General features: G+C 58.8%; 1 protein-coding gene (running past one end of the window). It reads right to left on the bottom strand.

From position 1 onward, the window contains the following. Positions 1-26,539: the 5' portion of a YDG domain-containing protein gene (locus tag QMG27_RS06340; RefSeq protein WP_281814472.1), read on the bottom strand. It extends 3,563 nt beyond the left edge of the window; the window shows 26,539 of its 30,102 coding nt (coding positions 1-26,539); it begins with the start codon at positions 26,537-26,539; its stop codon lies beyond the left edge, outside the window.

The raw sequence follows: 26,539 nt of genomic DNA, 5'->3' as shown, positions 1-26,539 counted from the left end.
CGTTGGTGGTGCCCAAGGTGCCTGCTGCGCTGATGGCTGTGGGCGCCGTGGCGGTTAAGCCACCTGCGAAGGTGAGCGAGTCAGTCGCTGCATTGCCCAGCACCACATTGCCTGTGTTCAAGAATGTCGTTGATGCGCTGATGCCCGTGATGCTGGTGGTCGTGCCCAACAACTCTAGGTGATAGCCATGCGCTGTGGTGGTGAGCACGGGCGTGCTCAGGTTGTCGGCAAAGCGAATGGTTCGGCCTGCCACGGTGTTGCTCAATACCACCTCGGTGCCTGTGCTCACAGGGCTGCTGAAGGTGGCACCGTAGCTGTGGGTCAAGGTCAGCGTGTTGAGCGCGACACTTTGGCCCACGGCACCCACCACGCTCACTGCGCCGGTGCTACCGGCATTGAGGGTCAGCGACTGTGTGTTGGCCGTAGTGCCATTCACCGCGCCACCCAAGGTCAGGCTGCCACCCGCACTGGCGTTGCCGCCGGTGGTGTTGAGGGTGAGGTGGTCAGCGAGTGTGAGCGCGGTGTTACTGTCGCCCAAGCTCATGGCTGTGTTGGTGGTGTTGACCGTGCCTGCTGCGTTGATGGCTGCAGGTGCCGTCGCTGTTAATCCACCTGCAAAGGTGAGCGTGTCCCCTGCCCCATTGCCCAACACCAAGTTGCCCGTGTTCAAGAACGTGGTGGCAGTGTTGGCTGCGCTCACGTTGGTGGTTGTGCCGAGCAGTTCAACGTCGTAGCCGTTCGCTGTGGTGGTGAGCACGGGCGTGCTCAGGTTGTCGGCAAAGCGAATGGTTCGGCCTGCCACGGTGTTGCTCAATACCACCTCGGTGCCTGTGCTCACAGGGCTGCTGAAGGTGGCACCGTAGCTGTGGGTCAAGGTCAGCGTGTTGAGCGCGACACTTTGGCCCACGGCACCCACCACGCTCACTGCGCCGGTGCTACCGGCATTGAGGGTCAGCGACTGTGTGTTGGCCGTAGTGCCATTCACCGCGCCACCCAAGGTCAGGCTGCCACCCGCACTGGCGTTGCCGCCGGTGGTGTTGAGGGTGAGGTGGTCAGCGAGTGTGAGCGCGGTGTTACTGTCGCCCAAGCTCATGGCTGTGTTGGTGGTGTTGACCGTGCCTGCTGCGTTGATGGCTGCAGGTGCCGTCGCTGTTAATCCACCTGCAAAGGTGAGCGTGTCACCCGCTGCGTTGCCCAGCACCAAATTACCCGTGTTCAAGAACGTGGTGGCAGTGTTGGCTGCGCTCACGTTGGTGGTTGTGCCGAGCAGTTCAACGTTGTAGCCGTTCGCTGTGGTGGTGAGCACAGGTGTGCTCAAGTTGTCTGCAAAACGAATGGTTTGACCCGCCACGGTGTTGCTCAACACCACGCTCGTGCCCGTGGTCACTGCGCTGCTAAAGGTGGCGCCGTTGCTGTTCGTGAGGGTGAGCGTGCTCAACGGCGTTGTGTTGCCAATCGTGCCGCTGACCAACACAGTGCCATTCGTACCCGCGTTGATCGTCACCGCTTGACCATTGTTGGTGCTGCCATTGAGCGTCTTGGCAAAGGTGATGTTCGCGCCTGCTGCCAAGGCACCGTTATTCGTCGTGTCAAAGGTTGTGCTGGCGGCTGTGACCACGGCATCGTCAGCGATGACGATGGAGTTGGGGCTGCTGGTGCGCACCAAGACACCGCTAAAGGTGCTGCTGCCTGCGGCGTCTGTTTCAAAGTGTGCAGGTGCGGTGGTGGCACCAATGGCACCTGTGTACGTGGTGTTGCCACTGTCAGCCACCACCACGCGTGAGGTGCCATCTAAGGTGCTACCAAACGTCATGCCCACGCCTGTGAAGGTGGTGGTATCGGTTGCCGCACCGCCCACGGTCACGCTGCCGTTGTAGGTTTGGGTATGGCTGCCCGCGTTCACGCTGCCGCCATTCACCACGGTGGCGCCGTTCACTGTCAGGTCACCGCCTGCAGTCACGCCCATGCTAAAAGTGACGGTGCTGGCTGTGAGCGTGCTTGCGCCACTGAAGTTCACAGGGCTGGCAAAGCCCAACGTAAAGCCACTGCCGCTCAAGCTGCCGTTGACGGTGGTGGTGGCTGTGCCGCTGTTCAAGCTGGTGTTGGCCAACAAGGTGGTGGTCTGCCCTGCTTGGCCCAAGGTCAAGGCTTGGTTGTTGGTGGCGAACGTGCCGTCTAGCACCAAGGCCCCGGTGTTGGCGAGGTTGATGCCATTTGCCACGGCGATGTTGCCGCGCAAGGTCAAGGCAAACGGCTCAGCCGCCACAGTGAAGGTGGGGGTGGTCAAACCTGCGTTAAAGGCAATGACGTGGGCATCCACGGTGTCGGTCAACACCACGCTGGTGCCGGTGATCACGGCGCTGTTGAAGGTGGCGGTGTTGCTGTTGACCACTTGCAAGGTTTTGAGCGCTGCGCTGCCACCCACCACGCCTTGCGCGGTGATGTTGCCCAAGTTGCCTGCATCGAGTGTCAAGCTGCGGGTGTTGGCCGAGTCACCGTTGACGGTTTGCATGAACTTCAAGTCGCCACCGGTTTGCACGGTCACGTCGGTGAACACCTTGACGATGTCGTTGAACACCGCGTTGTTGGTGACGTGAATGCTGCCTGCTTTGAGCTGGGTTTCGCCCGCTGCGGTGGTGGGTGAATCGGTGGTCAAGCTGAGCAACGGCGTGCTGCCACCGATGATGCCGCCCAGCACCGTGGTGCCGCTGTCGCTCAGGGTCAGCGCTTGGGCGCCATCCACGGTGGACATCAGGGCCACATTCACACCTTGCAGCGTGGTGGCCGCGCCCAAAGTCACCGCGTCGCTGTAGGTTTGCGCGCCTGTGGTGTGCACGCTACCACCGCTGATGACCACGCTGCCGCCTGCATCGGTGGTCACGCTGGTCAAGGCTGTGGTGCCACCCACAGCGCCACCAAAGGTGGTGATGCCCGATGTGTTCACCGTCAAAGCGTAGGCACCGTTGAGCGTGCTGCTGAAGGTTACATCCAAACCACCTGAGGAAGCAAAGAGCGTGTCGGCACCTAGATTGATCACGCCGTCATACGTTTGTGCGCCAGTGGTGTTCAGGCTGCCACCATTCACATCGGCTGCGCCCACCACATGCAAACTGCCTGTGCCTGTTACCGCATCATTGAATGTCACTTTCGTGGCAGTGAGCACGGTGTTTGTGCCCAGGCTCACCGCACCGTTGTAGGTTTGCGTACCCGTGGTCGTCACGCTGCCACCGTTCACGTGGGCAGCACCTGCGACTGTCAAGTTGGCTGACCCGCTCACGGTATTGCTAAAGGTCACGCTCGGCGCAGTCAGCGTGGTGCTGATACCCAAGTTCAAGGCACCGCTGTAGGTTTGTGCGCCTGCGGTGCTCACGCTGCCGCCATTCAAGCTCGAGGCGCCCTGCACGCTCAAGAAGCCAGTGCCTGTAACTGCGCCGTTGAAGGTCAAGGTCGGCGCGGTTAAGTTGGTATCAACGCCCATGCTCACTGCATTGCTGTAGGTTTGAGCGCCCACGGTGGTCACGCTGCCGCCGTTGAGGTTGGCTGCACCTGTCACGGCCAAACTGCCTGTGCCTTGAACGGCGGCGCCAAAGGTCACGCCAGATGCTGTCAACGCTGTGTTGGCACCCAAGCTCAGAGCTTCGTTGAAAATTTGTGCGCCTGTGGTGGTGACAGCGCCGCCGTTGATGGCCACCGTGCCACCTGCATCGGTGGTGAGGCTGGTCAACGCTGCGTTGCCGCCGACAGCGCCTGTGAACGTGGTCGCGCCCGAGGTGTTGACGGCCAAGGTGTAGCCGCCGTTGACCGTGCTGCCAAAGGTGATGGCAGCGGCGCCTGTGCTCGTCAGCATCGTGGCTGCTCCCAACGTGACCGCACCGTTGTATGCCTGTGCGCCTGTGGTGCTGATGCTGCCGCCGTTGAGTACCGATGCGCCATTGAGCGTCAAGCCGCCTGTGCCACTCAGGGCTTGGTTCACCGTGATTTGTGGCGCGTACACCGTGATGGGGCCGGCGATGTTGACCACGCTGTCCAAGGTCATGTTCGTCAAGTTACCCGACTTGCCCAAGGTCAAGCCTGTGAGGGTGCTGGCATAGGTGTAGTTGGCTGTCACCGCGCTGGCAAAGCTGCTGGTGGGTTCAATCGTCACCGTGCCCGAGCCTGCAAAACCGCTGGTGCTTGGTGTTGCGTTGTTGGCAAACACCACACCGCCTGCCGTGCCTGTGCCGGTGGCGCCGCTATAGCTGTTCACGCCTGTGAGGGTGAGCGTGTTGGTGCCGATTTTGTTCATCTGACCCGCACCACTGATGGCATTGGCCACTGTCACCGCTGCGTTGTGGTTGAAGTTGAGCGTGGCGCCTGTGCCAATGCTGATGGTGTTGGCGCTCAAAGCCGCTGAGTCGTTCGAGCCGTCACCCACGTTCAGCATGCCACCAGAAATGGTGGTGGTGCCGGTGTAGGTTTGCACGTTGGTGAGCGTCAACGTGCCCGAGCCAGACTTGGTCAAACCGCCTGTGCCTGCAATCACGCCGCTGTAGTTCACAGACACCGAGGCATCGGTACTCAGCGTGCCGTTGCCTGCGCCCAAGGTGATGCCACGGTTGGCCTGCAAGATGGTGAAGCCCGTCATGAAGCGCAAGGCGCCAGCGTTCAACAACACGTTGTCTGCGTCCAAGGTCGAAGGCACGGCACCCACGTTGCGGTCGGTGCTGATGGCCAAGGTGCCTGCGTTCACCTGCGTACCACCCGCGTAGGCGTTGGTGGCGCTCAGCGTCAACGTGCCTGAGCCTTCTTGCTTGACGATGCCCGAGCCAGAAATGATGTCAGCCACGCTGATGGCATCTGAACGCTTGAAGCTCAACACGCCGTTGTTGCTGATGGCACCTGTACCCAACGCACCAGATGTGGCGGCATTGCCCGCCACCAAGGTGCTACCCGTGTCGATGCTGGTGCCGCCGGTGTAGGTGTTGTTGCCGGTCAGCGTCAACACGCCCGCGCCCAACTTAGACACACTCACGCCAGTGCCCGAAATCACGCCTGAGAGCACGCTGCTGTTGCCGGTGTTGTTGACCGTCAGTGTTCGTCCCGAAGCCAAACTGATGTTGTATGCGCCGTTGATGTCAGCACCACTCAGCGACACATCGCCTGTGGTAGCGTTGTTGGTCGTCAACGCAGCATTGAGCGTGATGTTGCCGCCATACAAATGGATGGGGCCATTGACCGTGAGGGGCGATGCCACCGTCAAGTTGGCGGTGTTGGTGGATTTGCCCAAGGTGAAGCTAGTGGCTGCGCTGTCAACCGTGAATGTAGAAGGCAATGACACCGCGGTGGTGAACGCATCACTAAACGACTCGACTGTCACATAGCCAGTGGTTTTCACCGCGACAGGCGCGGAGAAGTCGAGCTTGTTGCCGTCGAAGTAAATATTGGATGAGGAGGCTTCAACCAATCCACCCACTTTGCTACCTACAAAATTGGTGGAACCATTTGGCCAGGTACCAAACACCAAGCCCGTGGTTTCACCCGTGAGACGGATCGCACCACTGGATGCCAATACATCCACAAAACTCATGGCTAGGTCGGTCGGTGAAGTGCCCTGCGCTTTGCCGTTGATCGTGACTGATCCAGTTCCTGTCGCAGCGATCAGCATACGTCGGGTACTGTCTTGGGCCTGCATCGACAAACCCACGCCTGAGGACGTCGCTCCTGTGGATCGACCCACAATTTGAATGTCACCGTTTTGCGTTCGCAGCGTGCTGGTCACGCCGGTGTTGCCGCGCCATGCTTGAAGGTCTATACCGATGGGGTACAGCGTGCTCACATTGGCATTACCCAGCAAACGGATGTCACCGTCCAAGCCGCCGTCCATGTTGATCCCTTGGTAAGCGATCAAGCCCGTGGGCCCGTTACCACCGCCGCCTAGCACCGTGGTGACCAAGCCGTGCATACGAATGTCACCACCACCTGAATACACCTTGATGTTGGCATTTTGAGCGCTGTTCACTGCCTCCGTGCCGAGCATGATGCCGTACTGAATCTGACTGCCACCGTAGTTCACGGCATAGCCATCGGGGCGACCATCCCCTGCCACCAAGCCTGCAATCAGCCCAGCGGTGCCAGACGCTACACCACCATCATCCAGGCCACCTGCCAAGGTGATCACCCCACCGCTTGTGGCATCAGAGGTCACGCTGTTGCCACGGTCTGTGTTGCGTCGTGCATCCAGCGTAGAGCCTGTTTTGAGCATGATGCCGCCAGCACCCGAGGCATCACTATCGCCCCAGAAGGTAATGTCGCCACCGTTGGTGGTTACCGAGCGTGAGGCATCTAAGGTGATGCTGCCAGAAGCCTTGAACAACACCTTGGCACCCAATGCACTCGATTGCACGTCGTTGTTGATGAGCAGCGCACCGCCATACAACTCAATCGGGCCTGCAATGCTGATGGCCGAGCTACTGGTGATGTTTTTGGTGTTACCGTCTTTGCCCAAACGCACACCCGTTAAGGTGCTTGCAAAGCTGTAGCTGCTTGTGAGGTTGGCTGTAAAGCTGTTGCTGCTGGGCTCCATCGCCACTTGACCCGTGCCTGTGAAGCTTGGGGTCATGGGTATCACATCGTTTTGGAACACCAAACTACCCGCCACATCTGTTGCACCGGTGTAGGTTTGCAAGCCAGTCAGTGTGAGCGTATTGCTGCCCAACTTGCTCAACGTGCCCGAGCCGCTGATGGCGTTGGCCACGGTGGTGTTGTCTGAGCGGCTAAACGCCAGCGCTGCGTTGTTAGCCACCGCACCTGCGCCCAATGTGCCCGTCGTGTTGCCTGCGCCAATTTGCAAGGTGCCTGCGCTCACGGTGGTAGCTGCATAGGTGTTGTTACCGCTCAACTTCAAGGTACCTGCGCCTACTTTGGTCAAGTCGGTGCCGGTGATGGGGCCTGCCCATGTCACGCTGCTGTCGGTGGCGGTGTTGAGGGTGCTGCTGCCTATCAAGGTCAGGCCACGGTTGGCGCTGGTGGCCGTGGTGAACACGGGGTAGAAATACAAGGTGGCGTTGTTCACCACCAGCTGTGCGGCTTGCGTGCTGGCGGGGGCTGCGCCCAAGTTGTCGTCGCTGCTGATGGCTAAGCTGCCAGCGTTCACATAGGTGGCGCCGGTGTAGGTGTTGGTGCCGCTCAGCGTCAAGGCGCCTGCGCCCTCTTGCTTGAGCACACCGCTGCCAGAAATGACGTTGGCAATACCGATAGCGTTGCTGCGTTTGAACACCAAGGTGGCGTTGTTGATGATGTTGGCGCTGCCTAAGTTACCGCTCGTGCCCGCATTGCCCACTTGCAAAGTGCCTGCGTCGATGGTGGTGGTGCCTGTGTAGGCGCTGCCACCCGTCATCACCAAAGTGCCTGCGCCTGTTTTGCTCAAGCTGCCTGCGCCGTTGAGCAAACCAGCCATGGTCTTGGTGGAGCCTGTGGTGATATCGGTGCTCAAGGTGCCGCCCACAGTCAGTGTGGTGCCTGCGGCGCTCTCAAAGCCGCCGAGGGTAGCGTTGCCGCTCACCACCAACGAGCCGTTCTTGAAGTTCAGGTTGCTCAAGGCCACCGAGTCTTGGTAGGTCAGGCTGTCCACCAACACAATGCCCGACAACGCGCCTGCGCTGCGGCCCGCCACGCTGTCGTCAAAACTGATGGCTGCACCGCCAGCGCCGCTAGGCACCAGCACGGTTCGCACATTGTTCAGGTCAGGCACCACGCCCGTCAATGTCAGATTGCCGGTCACCGCCCAGTTGGCAGGATTGAACCACTCACCCGATGCACCGCCAATCCATGTGGCTGAATCCAAACGCGTCACGTTGGCCGATGTGCTGCCCGTGCCCGATACCAAGTAGTTGGTGGCATCGGTGCCGCTCAAGGCCACGCCGTACACGCTGATGGTTTTGCCTGTGCCCACGTTTTTGTCGGCAAAGCTGGCCGTGCGGTTAATGGTGAAGCTGTCGCCACTCACACGGTTATCGGTGGTCGTGACGGTAGCCACTGCGGTGCCATCGTACGTGCGGTTCACGCCGGTGTAGCCCACGGTCAGGGTGCGCAGGCTCAAGCTGCCCGCACCTGTGGCGCTGGTGGGCAAGGTGTAGTTGGTCAGTGTGGTGCCGCTGTTGGCGGTGTAGTCGCCTGTGGCCAAAGTGGCGGTCACGCTGTTGGCTTCGAGCACGTTGCGGCTGTTGTAGGCGCCCAAGGTTTGGGTAATGGTGGCGCCTTCAGTCGCTCCACCCACCGTCACAAAGCCGGTGAGGTTGTAGTTGGCCGAGGTCAACGCAGCATCGGTGTTGCCGTCGTAGGTTTTGTTGATGGTGCCGGTGAGCGCCACCGACAAAGATTTGGGCGTGATGTTGGCCGACGCGCTGCCAGTGCTGGCAACGCTGTAGTTGGCAGCATCGGTGCCGCTCAGGCTCACACCCGTGACGCTGATATTCACAGGCGCAACGGTGCTGCCTGTGTACGCCACGTTTTTGTCCACAAAGTTGGCGGTGCGGTTCACGCTCAGCACATCGCCATTCACGTAGCCGTTGGCCGAGGTCAGACTGGTCGTCACTGCGGCGCTCACCAAGCCGTCGTACTCTTTGGCCACGCCGGTGTACACCACGGTCAAGGGGCGTGCAGTGATGTCGGCTGCTGTGCTACCAGTGGCCACCACGCTGTAGTTGTCGGCGTCAGCGCCGCTCAACGATACACCGCTCACACTTACCGCTTTGGCTGGGCCTACGTTTTTGTCGGCAAAGCTGGCGGTGCGGATGATGGTCAAGTCATCGGGGGTACCACTCACGCTCAAGCGGTCGTCGGTGGTGGTCACAGTGGCCACCGCGCCGCCATCGTACACGCGGCTCACGCCGGTGTAGCTCACGCTTAAGGGGCGTGGGGTGATGTTGGCGGTAGTGGTGCCCGTAGACACCACGGTGTAGTTGCCTGCGTCCACCGTGCTTGCGCCAGTGGGGTTGCTCAGAGTCACACTGCTCACGCTGATGGTTTTCCCACCCGCCACGTTTTTGTCGGCATAGCTGGCAACCCAGTTGATGACGAAGTCGTCGCCAATCACGCGGTTGTCAGTGGTGGTCACACTGGCGGTGGTAGTGGCGTCGTACACCTTGTTGACGCCAGTGTAGTTGATGGTCAGAGCCCGGGGTGTGATGCTGGCCGTGGTGCTGCCCACGGATGACACGTCGTAGTTGATGGCGTCTGTACCCGTCAAGCTCACGCCGCTCACAGTCACTGTGTTGGCCGTGAGAACATCTTTGCTGTTGAAGTCAGCGCTGCGAATGATGCTCAGCGTGTCGCCCGCTACACGATTGTCGCTGGTGGTGACCGTGGCGGTGGTGCTGCCGTCGTACACCTTGTTCACGCCTGTGTAAGTCACGCTCAGCGCACGTGGGGTAATTTCCCCATTGCTGGCAGTGTAGGTAGTGGTCGCGACGTTGCTGCCATCGACCAACACATAGTTGGCAGCATCAGCACCGCCCAGCGCCAAGCTGGTGAAGGTATAGGTTTTGTCGGTAGCGTTTGTTACGTTTTTATTGGCATAGGTACCCACGCCTGTAAGCGTGACGGTATCTGTCACCAACACGCTGTTGACCGTGCCACTCACCAAACCAACAGGTGCCAGGGTATAGCTACCCAAGGCCGTGTTGCCGTCGTACACCTTGGTCACGTTGGTGGCGCTGGCGGTGACGGACTTGGGCGTCACTTCATAGGTCCCTACCACGTTGATGGTGTTGTTGAAGTTGCTGCTGGTGCGACTGATCAACGTCGAGCCGACGCTGTAGGCGCCGACCTTGAGTGTGCCCGAGCTGCTCAACGATGGGCTCACTGCACCGAGGTTAAAACTCGCCACGGTGGCGGGTGTGGGGGTTGCGCCATCGGTCACTGTGACCAAGGTGCCAGTCACACTCGCTTGGCCAGCTGCCAGCAGGTCGTTCACTTGAAGCGCGTTGTCCATGTACCCCGCCGCCGTCAGCGTGTAAGTGGGTGTGCTGCCATAGGTGGCGCTGGTGTTGGCAACTTTCACCAACAGTTCGCCCACTGGCACGATGGTGTAGTTGCCGTTGACGGGCGTGATGGTGTAGTTGTTGGATGTCACGCCGGATGGCACCAATTTGCCCACATAGGCAGTCGCGCTGGCTGCATCCAAGTCGTCCGTGCCTGACAAGCCTGTGCGATTACGCGTCACCACCGCAGTGCCCGTCAGTACGCTGGCAGTTTGCCCGCCCACAAAACCGCTGTAGCGCACACCGGCATAGGCGGGGTCGTCATTAAGCGAATAAAAACGTGCATCGTTGTTGGCTGTCATCGTCAACGGTGCGGGGGTGATGGTGGCGCTGGCAGGCACCCAAACCAAACGGTAGTTGGCAGCACGCGCGCCTGTGAGCTGCACACTGCCTTGGTCCACGGTCACGTTGCCAGCGTCTGCACTGCTGAATACGGGGCGACCCACCAAGGTGAGGCCACTGCTGTCAGCGGTCAGAGCTGTGGTGTACGGGCTGCTGTTGTTGGCGCTGGTGACGGCCAAGCTGCCGTAGGCGGTGGCGGTGGTCACCGTGGTGGTGGCGTCATACACCTTGGTCAAGCTTGCGGCGGCTGGCAACTGCACATCCAGCGGGTTGATGCGCGCTGTGGTTGTGCCTTGGCCCGTGATGGTGTAGTTGCCCACGTCAGTGCCGGTGTACGTGCTGCTGAGCGTGACGGTTTTGCCCGAGGCGGCGTTTTCGTCGCTGAACACGCCGGTGGCCGCTACGTTCACAGCATCGCTACCCACCAAACCAGTTTTCACCACACCGCTCACCGACACAGTGGCGGCGGTGGTGTTGTCATAGGTTTTGTCTGCCGCTGTGATGCCGCTGATGGTCAAGGCCTTAGGTGTGATGTTGGCGGTGCTGGTGGCTTGGTTGGTGATGGTGTAGTTGCCTTTGTCCGTGCCCGCGTAGCTGCTGGTGAGCGTGACGGTTTTGCCTGTGCCCACGTTCTTGTCGGCAAACGTGCCCGTAGCGGTGGCCGTCACCACATCACCGCTGATGAGCCCCGCTAAATACACATTGGCTGCGTTTACTGTCGCCACCACATCACCGTCGTACACACGGTTGTTAGCCACAAAGCCCGACACGGTCAAGGCCTTGGGGGTGATCTTGGCGCTGGTGGTGGCCTGACCTGTGATGGTGTAGTTCGCCAAGTCAGCGCCGGTGTAGCTGCTGGTGAGGTTGACGGTTTTGACCACGGTCGTTCCGTTGATCGTGCCGTTGAGCCAGCTCACGTTTTTGTCGGTGAACACGCCAGTGGCCGCGACGTTGATGTCGTCGCCCGCGACTTTGCCTGTGAAGCTGGCGTTGGTGGTGCTGACCGTTGCGGCTGTGGTGGCGTCGTACACCTTGTCGTTGGCGGCAATGCCTGTGACGGTCACGGCCAAGGGGTTGATCTTGGCCGTGACCGTGAGGTTGCTCACGGTGGTGTAGCGGCCCGAGATGTCGTAGTTGCCAGCCTTGGTGCCTGACAGGCCCAAGCTAGAGGCCAACAAGGTGACTGTTTTGGTGGTGACCGTATTGCCGTTGTAGGCCACGTTTTTATCTGCGAAGCTGGCTGAAGCGCTGGTGGTGACCAAGCTCACATTGGCGGCATCGGCGGCCAACACACCGCTGAGGGTGCCATAACTGCTCATGGTGGCCACCACACCACCGTCATAGGTTTTGTCGTTCGCGGCGACGCCGCTGAGGGTGAGAGATTTGGGGGTGATTTTGGCAGTCGTGGTGGTGGGGCTGCCGGCAAAGGTGTAGTTGTTCACGTCCGCCCCACCGTAGGTGCTGGTGAACGCCACCACTTGCGCGGCCAAGGCCGAGCCGCTGTAGGCCACATTGGCGCTGCCAAAGGTGCCGGTGGCAGCCACGGTGAGCGCATCGCCCGCCACCATGCCGTTGAACACGGCGTTGGCAACGCTCACGCTGGCGGTGTTGGTGCCGTCATACACCTTGTCGTTGGCCGAAATGCCAGTGACTGTGATGGCCTTGGCTGTGATGGTGCCGTTGTTGGCCGTCAGGCTAGAGCCACTGCTCAAGCCGTAGTTGCCCGCATCTGTGCCGTTCAAGGCCAAGTTGCTCAGGGTGTAGGTTTTGTTGGTACCTGCGTTTTTGTTGGCATACGCGCCTGCGCCGCTGAGGGTCACCACGTCACCCGTGACTACGCCAATGGGCGTGCCCGACAACGCGGCAATGGTGGTGGTGCCGTCGTATACCTTGCTGATGGTGGGCGTGGGCGCAAAGAACTTGGTGGTTACCGTTTGCGAGCCCACCACATGGATGCTGTTGCTGAAGTTCACACCGCTGGACGTGACCACATTGCTGGCACCCCACTGGTACGTGCCCACATTGAGCCAGCCAGAGGTGCTGTTGGTGCCATTCAAAGCCACGGCGTTGAACGTGGCCGATGCGCCGCTGGTGTCAGTGACCGTCACCTGCCCTGCCCCGCTCACACTGGCGCTGCCTGCACCCGTGTTGAGCAGGTCGACCACGCCGCTGTTAAACACGTACTTGGCCTCGGTCACGGTGTAGGTGGGCGTGGTGGCGTACACATTGCTCACTGTGCCCAAACGCACCAACAACTCGTTGGCGCCGACGATGGTGTAGTTGCCCTTCACATAAGTGAAGTCGTAATTGGTAGCGGCCGCACCCGATGGCACCAACACATTGGCGTAGCTGCCAGCCGTACCCTCGCTGCTGTTGCTACGTGTAATGGTGGGCAAGGTGCTGAGGTTGGCGCTGCTCTCGCCGCTGACAAAACCCACGTAGCTCACGCCGTAGTAGCCAGCCGTATCGGTTTGGCCTGCAAAGCGCGCATCGTTGTTGGCGGTGATGGTCAACATCTTCTTGGTGATGTTGGCACTCAATCCTGTGGGCTGTGTGAGGGTGTAGTTGGCCACTGTGGCGCCCGTGATGCTGTCTGCTGCCGTGATGGCAATGCTTGTGCCCGCATTGGCGCTTGCAAAGCTACCGGCTTGCACCAAGGTCACGGTCTCGTTGTTTTGCACGCCCACCAAAGTACCGCCTGTCAGCACCGCGCTGGTTGTGCCGTCGTACGTCTTATTAATCGCAGTGGTGCCGCTTACCGTCAACGCTTTGGGTGTGACCGTGATGGTGCCGGGCGTTGCGTAGGTGATGGTGTAGCTGCCCGTCGATGTGCCGGGCGAAACCGTGATGGCATAAGGCCCACCCGCCACAGAAGCCGTACCCGCCAAGCCCAGCGACGTGACGGTGGGATTCACACTGAACACATCAGACAAGCTGGGCTGCGTGTAAACGGACGAACTGCCCGAGCTGCTGGTGAGGCTCAGCACATCGCTGGCGGTGAGCGTGGTGCCATAAGTCTTGGTGGCGCTGGCAGCCACCGTCACCGACGGTGTGCCGGTAAACAAATAGCGGTTGCCTGTGGCTGTGACGGCGCTAGGCGCCATGGTGGCGTAGGTGGCATTCCACACTGCGCCGTTGGCGCTGTTGAGGCTGCCAAACGTGTCGGTGCCCGGGGCATTGCTGTACACCAACCAACGGCCACCTGTGCCTGTAGCGCTCAGCGCAGATGAACCCGCGTTGTTGATGAAGTTGCCTGTGGCGGCCAAGGCAAGGTAGCCATTGGTTTGACTATCGGTGATGGTGGCACCCGAGTTGAGGGTGACGTTGCCACCGGTCAGCAAGGTCACGCTGTCTACAAAGCTGTTGGTGCCGCCTACGGTGATGTTGCCTGCGTCAGACGCACCAATGACGATACTGCTGAAACCATCTTTGAACACCGAGCTACCGCTGAACAAGCTGTTGTCCATCGTCCAAGTGCCAGAGCCCGTACCAATACCAATGGTGGTGTTGGCGGTGTAGGGCTTGAGTGTGAGTACACCCGTTGATGCCACGTTGCCCGTGAGCGAAAACTTGTCGCCGACCAGTGTGATGTTGGATGTCGAGCTGGTGATGACCGAACCCGCCTTCAACCCCACATAACCCGCCACATCCACGGCGTAATAGCTAGAGCCGTAAGCTTTGCCCTTCAAAACGATGGGGCCGCTCGTTGAGAGGATTGACGCGCCCAAGGGGACAGCGACTGCCGAGTGAAGTGCTGCAGAACCCGTGACGGAGATACCACCACCATTGGTCGCCAAAATGCTCGTTGTGCCCCAGAGGTACACCCCCCAGGCATTGCCTGCGGATGAGTTAGCAGCTGTGCCGTCGAATGTGATGGCGTCTGCGGCCGTTGAAGCAGACTTGTAGACGGATGTACCCAACAAGCTCAACTCGATGCCGTTACTCGAACCTGTGGATGACTGGGCATAGCCCCAGAGGCTCAACTTGCCCACACCCGCATCTAAGGTGACGCTACCGTGTGCGCGAATACCGTTTGCATTTCCAGTGGATGCGGCATCCGTACTGGCATAAGTCGTATAAGACACTGCACTCTTGCCGCGAATGGTGATGTTGCCCCCGCGTGAATACATGGACACTGAATCCATCGTCACACCGTTACCGATGGTGGTTGTCATGCCTGAGGCATTGCCCGAACTGGTGAGCGTGGCAATGTCAGCAACATTACCGCCCGACACCACAATGTTGGCTGCTGTCGAGGTGTCAATGCTGCCGCCTTTGAACCACACATAGCCACCACCGGTGCCGTCGCTGTCAGCCCAATACGTCACATCACCGCCGTTGGTGGTAACCGTCGCGCCACTGGCATGGGTAATGCCACCGCTTGCTTTGAGCAAGATATCGCCGTTGGCACCTCCGCCCGATGTGTTGAGGTTGGCGTTCACGTTGATGGAGCCCGCGTACACATTGATGGACCCCGAAATACTGGTTGCACCGCCAATCGTCACCGTATCTGTACGTGCCGTGCTCACCGTGGCTTTACCCACAGTCAGGCCTGTCACATCCGATGAAAGCGCAAAATCTGTGATGGGCCACGTCACCGACGAGCTAAAGCTATCGCCATAGGGCTGAACCGTCACTGTACCTTTGGTGTTGACTTGCAAGCCTTTAGCCGCAGTCAGGTTCAAACTGTCGTTGGTGATGATGATGTTGCTGGTTGAACTGGTTACATCGGTAGCGGCTTTGTAGCCAATGGTGGTCACTGCTGTGTCGGTATTCAACGGGCCAGCCCCCGTCCCTGTGAGGGTGATCGCCCCGCTGGCTGCCAAGATGTTGTGCGCCCCGTAAAGCACAAAGTCTTGGGTTGAACCCGTGCCTGTGAGTGTGATGGAGCCTGTGCCCGTCGCCTCGACGGTGAAAGGCTTGGTGGCGTTGCAACAGAAAATAATGCCTCGGTTATTTGTGGCGTTGATTCCTGTGCCGGTGATCGAAATGTTGCCATTTGCTGTTTTCAACAAACTCGTGGCAGTCCCTGTGCCACTCCACATCCCCAAGTAAAAGCCGCCCGAATAAGTTGCGCTGCTTGGTGCGCCTAACCCCTCCAACGTGATGTTGCCGTTGCTGCCCGCATCCATCGTCAAACCTTCGAGCGTGGCAATGCCATTGCTTTCACTCGACTTGCTAGAGGTGGACTTACCACGCACAGTGATATCGCCGCCGCCTGAATAAAACTTGTTGGCAGAGTCGTGGGCTGTGTTGAAGTAACCCAATGACACACCACCAAAAATAGTGCCGCTGTTTTCTACCGCATAGCCCGTAGGCACCACCGTGCCCGAAGCCAGCGTGGTGCTGGCACTGCCACCACCCAAGGTAATGGCGCCGCCGCCACTGGCTGTGCTGATGAGGCTGCTGGTGCGGTTGGCGCTGGTGCGGGTGTCTAGTGTGTTTCGGTCGTACACATAAATGTAGCCAGAGCCTGAACCATCGCTGTCGCTCCAGAACGTGATGTCACCTGCGTTGGTGGTGTAAGCCACATCGCTATTGGAGGTGATGTTGCCAGAAGCCTTGAGCAAAATGCCTTTGCCCGCTGCAGTACTGGTGAGGTTGGCGTACTGGTTGACGGTAATATTGCCGCCGTACACCGTGATGGGGCCTGCCACACTTGTAGCAGCAGCAATGGTGATGTCTGCGGTATTGCTAGGTTTGCCAATGGTTAAGCTGGAGGCTCCGGCAGCTACAGCCACATTCGTACTGGGAAATGACAAGGCACTGGAAAAACTAGTGCCGTAGGGTTCAAACATCACCCCACCTGTGGTTTTCAGGTTAAGGGTCTTGACGGTAGATGGCCAAATGTCAGAGAACCTCAACGTGAGATTGCCACTCGCGGTCCATGCGGCACTGGATGGCGAACCAATATAGACATCGCCCTGCCCCCAGTGGTTAAGTCCATAGGTGCTGGCGAGCGAGGCGTACTCGTTGCCACTGACCAAAATATCGCCAGACGTCGAAAGAATTTGAATCGACCCAGTGGTAGAAGTGCCGTTATAAAAACCAACACCTGCCCCGTTTGTAGAACTGGAATTGGTCAAGGTGCCAATCACCTGAATGGCGCCACTGCCAGTTTGAACAGTGGTACCACCTAAACTAAAGGTAACACCGTTGTAGTAGGGGCTGGAGCCGCCGCCATAAGAATCACCATAAATGCCGATGGTGCCGCTGCCCATGGTGGTGATAGAGCCGCCGGCAATGCGCACGCCATCGTCAACACTGGCGGTGTTGTTGCCGTAAATTTTGATGTTGCCACCCACCATCGTGCCGCTTGCATTCACGGTGGCCGAGCTAATCAACACCCCAGGCGCATTGGCCGTAGCCGAATACAGGCCATTGCCTTGCGAACCGTTGTAGCTACCACCCAAGGTGATGTTCCCGCCAAACGACTTCAAAGCGCTAGACGTATTCAACACAATGCCACCCGCTGTGCTGCCTGATGAGCTGGCCTTGAAGTTGATGTCACCCAACAAAGTCTGTACCGTGGTGGATGCGCCCAGCGTGATTTTTGCTGTGCCTGTCAGGCTAATGGCGGAGCCAGAGGTGGTTGTAGTCAAGCCACCATTCACGGTGATATTGCCGCCGTACACGTTGATGGGGCCAGCTGCTGTGATGGCTGCACCCAAAGTGATGTCACCCGTATTGGTGGTTTTGCCCACGCGCACACTGGAAGGTCCACCTGAAACGCTGAAAGCTGTTGCATCAACCGCGGCTGTAAACAAATTACCCACCGACTCCAACACTACAGCCCCCGCTGTGGTAGCTAGGGTTTTGTACGTACCGTTAGTGACAAAACCGGCCTTGTCTGCCTGAATGGTGATACTCGACGAACTGTCGGTCGTCGACGTGACCGACAGAGCCGTGCTGCCGTCTGAGCCCAAATATATATTGGCCGAGGCGCTGGGTTTGAAATAGAAGCCAGCGTAAGTACCCGTCAGGCCTACGGGTGACAAATCTTTGATGAGGATGGCACCAGAGCTAGACAGCACTTTCGCCGCTTGTGTGTCAACCACCACACCACGCGACCAGCTAGCTGCCTTGCCCCCCGTTCCGGTGATGCTGAGTGCGCCTGTTTCGGTCTGAATCAGTGTGGCGTTGCCTAAATCAACACCGCGAGCTGTTGCCGTTGTTGTAGTGTTGGTTGCGTCACCAGTGATGCTGATGGTGCCCGCGCCTGAAGTTTTGATATCTGAACCGTAAAGAGAAACAGCAACATCGTTGCCGCCCGCCACACCCGTCGTGCCCCAACCACCAGTTAAGCTGATGTTGCCACCACCCGCGTTAATGACAGCGCGGGCACCGGTGGTCGCACCAATCGAAATCACCTTGTCATCACTGGCGGTGTAGCTAACACCCGCTGCGGCGTAGGTGATGTTGCTGCCACCGCTGGTGACGCTCACCCCTGCGTTTTGGGTAATCGAACCTGCATACACATTGATAGGACCAGTGATGGCGATGTTGGACGCCAGTGCGATGCTGCCCGCTGTGTTGCCTGTACTGCCCAGCGTCAAGCTGGTGACGTTGGCATAGGTGTGGTTCACGCTGTAGGTGCTGCTAAAACTGGTGGACGGCTGCACCACCACAGGCCCCATCACGTCAAAACCGCTGGTACTGGTGGGTGTGTTGTTGGTAAAGGTCACGCCCGTGCTCAACGACTTGGTCAAGCCCGTGTAGCTGGCCACGCCCGTCATGGTGAGTGCACCCGCGCCGCTGTTGGTGAATGTGCTCCCCGTACCCGAGACATTACCGGCAAAGGTGTAGGCGTTGGTGCTGTTGACGTTGAGGTTGCTCAGGCCAGAGGCGTTGGAGCTGAACGTCAAAGCGCCTGTGCCTAATGTCAACTTGAGTGTAGTGCCAGCCGTTCGCGCTCCGCCTGCAACACTGAAGCGTATGGCAACTAAACCCCTTTCAGCGGCATTTGAGTTGGAGTAATTCGCGTTCCATCCAGAGCTGCCGGGTGTTTCACCACCGCTGCCATTGCCATAAAAAATGGATGTCCCTGTGAAAGTCGATGTGCCACCACCACCGCCATTACCGCCCTTACCGCCAGTTGCCGTGTAGGTGTATGAGCCGTATTGACCTGTTGAACCATTGGAAACGGTGCCTGTTCCCCCGACGCCTCCTGCCCCATAGAGTCCGCCGCCGCCGCCGCCGCCGCCGCCCGCAACGTAGCTGCGCCCAGCAACAGCAACGTTGTTATTACCTGTGCCCACTCGGCCAGCATAACCACCATTGGCATCTCCACTGGCTCCACCACCAGCACCGCCACCGACCCAAACATTATTGAGGCCAGTATCACCACCTCTGCCGCCGTAAGAGTAAATGCCATTGCCCTGTGCGCCAGCCGCTCCGACTGTCAAATCGAGGGCTTGAGACACAGTGAGCCCGGACAAGCTCGATTGATACACACCGCCGCCGCCGCCATTACCACCAGACCAGTTATTTTGAGAGCCGCCGCCGCCGCCGCCGCCGCCGCCAACCAGCAGATAGTCGACAGAAGAAACGCTGTAAGGCACATAAAACGTATCGGCACCCGCTGCGCCGTATTGGTAAATCACGTAACCGTTACCGCTAATCACGGCACTGTTGAGCGTGGCACCAGTGCCCATTGCCGCGTTGAACTTATTCAAACTCAACAACGCATAGTCAGCCACGGTGCCGCTAAAGCCAGTCACCGTGCCACCTGTGAAGGTCATGGCACCACCACCTGAGTTAAAGGTAACGGGGTTGGCCACAGGGTCTGCGTCTAGGCTGGCCACTTGCACACCACCTGTCACGCTGATGGCTGTGCCCGCAGTGGTGACGTTACCGCCCAAGTAACTGGTGCCGGCATTGAGCGTGACACCGCCATTGGCTGTGATGGTGGAGCCCACGCCCGTGGTGTAGTTCATGCCCATCACAAAGCTCTTGGCCGCGCCAGCAGTGGCGCTGAATGTACCTGTGGTGGACACATTGCCCACCACCGTCACGTCGCCTGTGCCTTGCACCAACAGGTTGTTGCCCGATGCGGCTGTGGACGTGAAATCGCCCCCCACATACACGTTGCCACCGTAAAGGCTGATGGGGCCTGCGATGCTGAGCGAATACGGCAAGGTGATGTCAGCCGTGTTGCCCGACTTGCCCACGGTCAAGCCTGTCAACGTGGTGGGAAAAGCGTAATTAGGCAGGTAGGCGGTGGTGAAACTGGTGGTGGCAGGCTGAATGGTCAGCACGCCTTTGCCTGTGAACCCGCTAGTGCTAGGCAGAACATCGTTGGTAAACGTGAGGCTGTTAGCCGTCGCGGTGGCTGATAACGAGGTAAGCCCCGTGTAACCTGCCACGCCTGTGAGTGTGAGGCCGCCAGTGCCCAATTGGCTCAAACTGCCCAAGCCTGAAATGTTAGCCACCATCGACACGTTGTCGCTGTGGCTGACCGTGAGGTTGGAGTCGCTCAAATAAGAAGGCAAGTAAATGTTGGTGGCTGCGCTCAAGGTGCCCGTGGTGCCACCATTGCCCAACTGCAACGTACCCGTGCTGACCACCGCCGTGCCTGTGAAGGAGTTGGTCCCATTCAGGGTGAGCGTGTTGGCGCTGTTCTTGATGAAATAGCCCGCGCCCGACATGATGCCACTGTATGTTTCGGCAGCGCTGGCGTTTTGAATCAGCAAGCCGTTGTTTGTGATGCTGCCCACCGAGCTGAGGCTGGGCACTTGCAAAGTGCCCAAGGCGGTTTGGGTGTATTGAGTGACCAAGGTCGTGGTGTTGTTCAGGGTGATGCCACCGCTGAAGGTGTTGGTGCCTGTGAGACTGACTTTGGCCGTGGTGTAAAGAACGTCAACACCATAACCCGTGCTCGGCCCCGTCGAGGTAGCAAGGCCCATACTGCTGGCCCCTACTGTCATGTCTTGACCTAAGTAATTGCCAGTTTTATAACCTGCCCCTGTGCCGGTGTTGTTTGAGGTGTCAGCCAGCGCTTGGACGTCGTTACCGTTTTGAATTAATTTGACGTACACCATCTTGGTGTAAGAACCGTCAAAGAGTTGCACTTGCAAATTGGCCGTGTTGGTCTGCGGGTCAAATCTCTTGACGTACACCCCTGCCTGAGCGGCGACTCCGTTAGCCACGGCTTGCCCATTTTCGCGAGCACCGGATAGTCGATACAACACCTCAGCCACCGTGGTGTTGGTGGCAATGGTTTGTGCGGTGGTGGTTAAAAAGCTGCTGTACAAAGCCGACCCACGCGTGACACCCGTCACTTGCACCCCACCCGTGCCGCTGATGTTGTAAGCCCCCGTGGTGTCGGCGCTTGTGTAAAACGCCAAGGTGCCGTTGTCAACAATGTTGATAGATGCCAAGCTGCCTGAGCTGCCGCCATTGCCCAGCTGCAACGTGCCTGCGCTGATGGTGGTGTCGCCCGTGAAGGTGTTGGTGCCTGTGAGCGTCAATGTGCCTGTGCCAAGCTTGGTGAGCGTACCGCCCAAGCTGGTGAGTGTGCTGGTCCAGGTCACATCTCGACCGTTGGTGTCTATCTTGTAGGCTTGACTGGCCGCGTTGCTGGCTCGTGCTGAGTAGTCGGTGTTGTTATTGGCGCTGTATTGCAAGGTGCCGCCACCAAAGCTGAGCGTGCCAGACGAGCCCAAGGCTGTGCTGCTGTTGACGTTTAAGGTGCCTGCGTTGAAGTTGGTGCCGCCTGTGTAGGTGTTGCTCCCACTCATCGTCACGGTGCCCGTGCCGTTTTTGGTCACGCTGTAAGCACCTGACAACCAAGTGTTGAACAAGATGTTGCCCGCTCCAGTAAAGGTGACGTTTCCAGTGGTGGCGACTTGGTAGTTGGAGCGAGAGTCACGGTCCATCGTCCATGTGACGCCTGCGGTAGCACTGTCAAACGTGGCGCCCCCTGCTTGAATCGTGAACTGGCGAGAGCTCATGTTTAAGCCAGCGCCACTATTGGCTGTGCTGCCTGACTGGCGCACTGAGCCGCCGTTGATGACGAGGCTAGTTGCATCGAAGTTTAAATAACCCAAGCTGCCGGCCCAGTCCCAGCTTTTAAGGTCAAGCACCGCACCCGAGTTCAGGGTAATCGTGGTGGTGACCATTGAGGAGCCACCGTTGTAGTAAATCTTGCCCGCACTTGCCAACGCCAAGGTGCCAGCGTTAACGGTTGTAGTGCCCGTATATGTGTTCAGGCCACTGAGTGTGAGCGTGCCGGCACCCGACTTGGTCAGGGTGTTTGCACCGGAAATGATGTGACTTACGTTGAAATCACCCAAGCCCTGAAATGTCACGTTGCCGTTGAAAACGGACTTGTAACTTGAATTGGATGAGGTGCCATCCAACAAAGACCATGTGGTACCAGCTGTGGCAGATTCAAATGTGGCGCCAGACGCACCGACTGTGAAACCCCGGCCAGAACTATTTGCTGCGCTGGTGTTTGGCCCTGAATAACGCAACGTGCCACCGTTAATCACCAAAGCGGTTGCATCGTAGTAACGGTCACCCAAGCTGCCTACCCAACCCCAGTTGGTCAGCTCCAACGCGCCGTTTGTATTGACGGTGGTAATCGCAGATGCTGTACTTGCAACGCCCGAACCGCCCAAGCATGTACCGCAATAAATAGAGCCTGTGATTTTGAGGGTACCTGCGTTAACGTTGGTCGCCCCTGTGTACGCGCTGGTACCTGATAGCGTCAGAGTGGATGAGGTGCTGGTATCTTTTTGTAAACCGCCTGCGCCCGTGATACTGCCAGAAAAGGTCTGGTTGGCAGAAGATGAATACAAAAAGCTACCTGCATTTGCAATATTGCCGGCATAGCTGCCCGAGCCCAACGAGCCCGCACCGCCAATTTGGAACGTGCCGCCGCTGATGGTGGTGTTGCCAGCATAGGTGTTGGTGCCTGTGAGGTTGAACTTGCCGTTCGCCGTGGGGTTGGATATGAATGAGCCTGAGCCGCTGATAGTGCCACTGAAGGTGGCAGAAAGTGCATTCAGCGTGAATGTGTTGTTGCCCGTGGTGGTGAACTTTTGCAGTGTGTAGCCGGTGGCCGTACCTGTGCCAGAGCTCACCGTGCCACTGGTACTGGCTGCAGCGCCCAAATAGCGGACGATAACAATACCTGAGCCACCCGCGCCGCCGTAGTCGGAGTTACTGCCTCCGCCACCGCCTGAGCCAGAGTTGGCTGCACCAGCCCCACCGTTGTTTCGGGGCTCAGTTGAGCTAGCTTGTCTAGGACCGCCATTGCCGCCACCCGCCTGACCTGTGCCGGGGCTGCCAGCTGACCAACCGAATTGGCCGTTGATACCGCCGCCGCCGCCGCCTGCATACATCACGCTGGTACCCGTGATGTCGCTGGCTTTACCTGCGCCACCATTGCCGCCCGACTGTGCACTGGCATTTCCAGAGCTACCCGCGCCGCCGGCGCCACCACCACCACCGGCCACAGCCTCGCTACCACCGCCAGCGACACCAGCACCACCCGCAGAGCCAAAGCCACCACCGGTGGTGACAGAAGCACTGGCGCTGGTCACTGCACCACCACCTGCGCCGCCGCCTGAACCACCAGCTTGACCAGAAGCGGCCCAAGTGCCACCCGTACCACCACCTGCCGCAGAAATGCCAAACGCTGAGCTTGAACCACCCGAAGAGCCAGCGTTATTCCAGTAGCCACCAGCGCCACCCGCACCCACCGTGACGGTGTAGCTGGTGCCCGTGACCGAGGTGCTGCCAGTGATGAATTCACCCGCACCACCACCACCGCCAATGCCGCCTGCGCCGCCGCCGCCGCCCGCAACGATGAGATAGTCCACATCGGTGTCAAACGTGGCAGTCATGTTGCCTGTGAGGTTGATGTTGTATCCAAAGGTGCTAATGCCACGGCCCAGCATGAGCGTGCCGCCAGCCCCCGTGTAGGAGCCAGTGCCAAATGCACCGTCAACGTAGTAACCCAAGGTGCCTGCATTGAGGGTGGTGCCGCCTGTGTAGGTATTGACGTTGGTCAAACTCAAGCGACCCGTGCCCGATTTGGTGAGCGTGGCGTTGGTGCCGGAAATAACGCCGCTGTAAATCGACGTGCCTGACTGGGTCATCGTCAACCCACGGCCAGAAGCCAACGATATATTGCCCGAGCCGCTGACGTTGCCCGTTAAGGTGACATCACCCGTGCTGGTGTTGCTCGTATAAAGGTTGGAATTGAGCGCGATGTCGCTGGCAGTTATGCCAATAGGCCCTGTGCTGTAGATGGCCGTGTTGAGACTGACCGATGAATTACCGCTGTAGCGGTACACGCTCCAAGGGGCGGCGCTTGTGCCTACACCACTGGGTAATAAGAGAGAGCCGCCATAGTTGCTGCCAGCAACTGGCAAAACAGATGAAAAAGTATTGGTCGAGTTTTGAAAGCTCAAACTACTACTCGCGTCGTAAGAGGAAAAATCTACCCCGAAAGTCGAGTTCAGTTTGGCCACATTCACAGCTGAAGCTCCCAAAACAACGGTGTTGGACTTCAACTTGAGCACATCAGCATAAATGTTAGTCAGCTGGGACGGTTGGTCAATCCAGCCAAGGCTGACGCCTGCGCACCAACTCGCAGACGTGCAGCTGGCATTGCTGTTACGCCCCCAAATTTCAACCGTCGATCCAGTTAATTTGGTGCCGTTTAAAAACGTGCCATAACCCATGGGGGCGTTGGTTGTGTAGTACGAAGATTCACCAGCGATAAAGAGTGTGTTGGTTGCTTTCAGGTCAATTTGTGCAGTACTTCCCCAGCTCAGTTGCTGGCCGACCCCCGCACTGCTGATGCCGTAGAAGCTAACGTTGTTGCCCCAGACGATTGAACCGGAAAACAAAACATTACCGGCATAACCGCCTGTCGCTTGGGTGTTTCGCCCTGCCACGACCACATCACCGCCAACGCGAATATCAACTGCAGACGACACGCCAAGTCGGACACCCGCATATGGCAAGGTGGTCGAGGCTTGGGCGTAGCAGGTGGTTACGCAGCTGCTATTCCAGTTGGTCGAGTTGATGGTTGTGACTGCTGAGCCCCCCATGTAGAGCGAGCCCGTGCCAGTTGAAGCTATGTATGTAGCGCTGTTGGATGTGTTCAACCAAATGTTGTACCCCCCCGTCATATTGATGGAACCACCGGCCGTGAACAGCAACTTGTTATTGGTGTTGGTGGCGATGTTGGCCGAAATCACAATATCGCGGATTGCACTGATTTCCACATCACCTGTACCGAGACCAGACACGATGCTTGCGGCTGAACCGACATCGACGGTCACATCTGTTGGGTCAATGAGCCATAAGCCCGACTTGCCAGATGATGAATACGCATTAATTTGAGAACCAGAGATGGACAGCGAATGGCCCGAAGTCTCTATCTGCCCGCCATCGCCCGCGTTGACGCCGCCTTTGGCATAGATGCTGCCGTTGACGGTGGTGACCGAGCTGGCGTTGTGCACATCGCTCCACAGCACCACTTTGCCGCCTTGCCCGTTGTCAGTGGCGCTGGCGTCGATGGTGCTGTCGGCGCTCATAGTCACGGTGGTGGCTTGGCGCAGAGCGCCGCTGCCTTGCCAGTCGCCGCCCACGAGCACGGTGCCGCCAGCTGATGAGCCGATAGCTTCGATGCGGGTGCCGGAGTCTAGGCTGATGTCGTCGCCCTCTATTTCCACGCGACCGGCTTGGGCGCGGTTGCTGTTGGCGCGCAGGACGGTGTTGTTGGCCAAGGCCACTATGCCTTTGATGGGGGCTTGGGCTGGGTTGTTGGCAGGGTCGTTTGTGGGTCCGGGTACGCCATCGGCCTGTATGTGGATGCGCCCCGCCCCGCCTTCGCCGGAGGCGTCAAGCACGGCGGTGGTCATGTCCACACGGCTGGTGGTTTGTAGCTGAATGCTGCCCCCCAAGGCGTTGGCCACGATGTGGGCGGGGTCGGTAACGACGCCGTTGGCAAAGATGCGACCACTGACGGCGATGGACTGAGCGGCGACGATGTCAATATTGCCCGCTTGGGCCGCGATGGCCGACACATCGAGCAAACCGGTGTCGGTTTGAGTGAAGGTGTCGGCATTGATTTGGATGCGGCCAATTTCTGCCACCACGTTGCCGTTGGAGGGGAAAGAATTTGCCGCTAAGTTAGTGGCTGATAGCGTGCCCGAGCTTTGAACATAAGGTGCGTTGAGCGTGATGCTGCCCGCTTGCCCTCCGTTAGCACCGCTGGTGGCGTCGACTTTGATCGTCCCGCTGTTGAGGATGGCGCTGCTGGCTTCCAGCAAGATGCGACCTGTGCGTTGCACCAAGCCCGTGGCCTCGATCGTGCCGCTGTTGTTGATGACGCCGCTTTGCAAGCGGCTGGCGGCTTGGGCCGAGAGAATGATGAAGCCGCCCGGCGCCTTGATGGCGTTTTTGTTCTCCACCAAGGTGTTGATGGCGGCGGCGGTGACAACCACGCGGCTCAAAGCCCCATTGCCATCAAATTTGAGTTCAAAGGCTTCACCAGCGGCCAGCGCGGCGGTGCCTAGGTTGGCCACAATCACACCGCTGTTACGCACTTCGGGCGCGAGCATGGCGATGTAGCCGCCCAGCGCGGCACGCAGCTCGCCCTCGTTTTCAACCTTGCCCGTGGCGCCGTTGCGGGCGAATTTGAGCTGCCCATTCATAAAGTCTTGGTTGCCAATAGCGTGCGTGGTAGCTACTAAACCACCCACATCAACATTGGATGTTTTACCAAAGTACACACCCTCTGGGTTGACCAAGACCACCGTGCCCGGCGCGGTGATGCGCCCCAAGATTTGGCTAGGCTGGGTGTCGTTCACACGGTTGAGTGTGGCCGCCTGGGCGTTGGGCTGCAGGAAATTGACCGTGGCGTCCTTACCCACATTAAATGTGTTCCAGTCCACCACCGCGCGTTGGCTGGTTTGGTTGACGTTGAGCGTGTTGCCAGATTGACTGATGCTGCCCTGACCCGCACTCACTTGGCCGCCTGTAGGCAGCTGTGTCGCCGCTACGCTGGATGCAATGGTTTGGGCCAAAACTGGGTTTGAAAACAAACCCGCTATCCCTAGAAGCTGCGCCAACACACATATATGTACACGCGGCTTAGCACCCAGACGCTTGAGAACGTCTGCTTCCAAGGGGCGTGTTTGTTCAAGGCGAAACAT

Origin of the sequence: Limnohabitans sp. MORI2 (assembly GCF_027925025.1) — a bacterium.
Classification (GTDB): domain Bacteria; phylum Pseudomonadota; class Gammaproteobacteria; order Burkholderiales; family Burkholderiaceae_C; genus Limnohabitans.
This window is presented reverse-complemented; position numbering and strand designations above follow the sequence as displayed.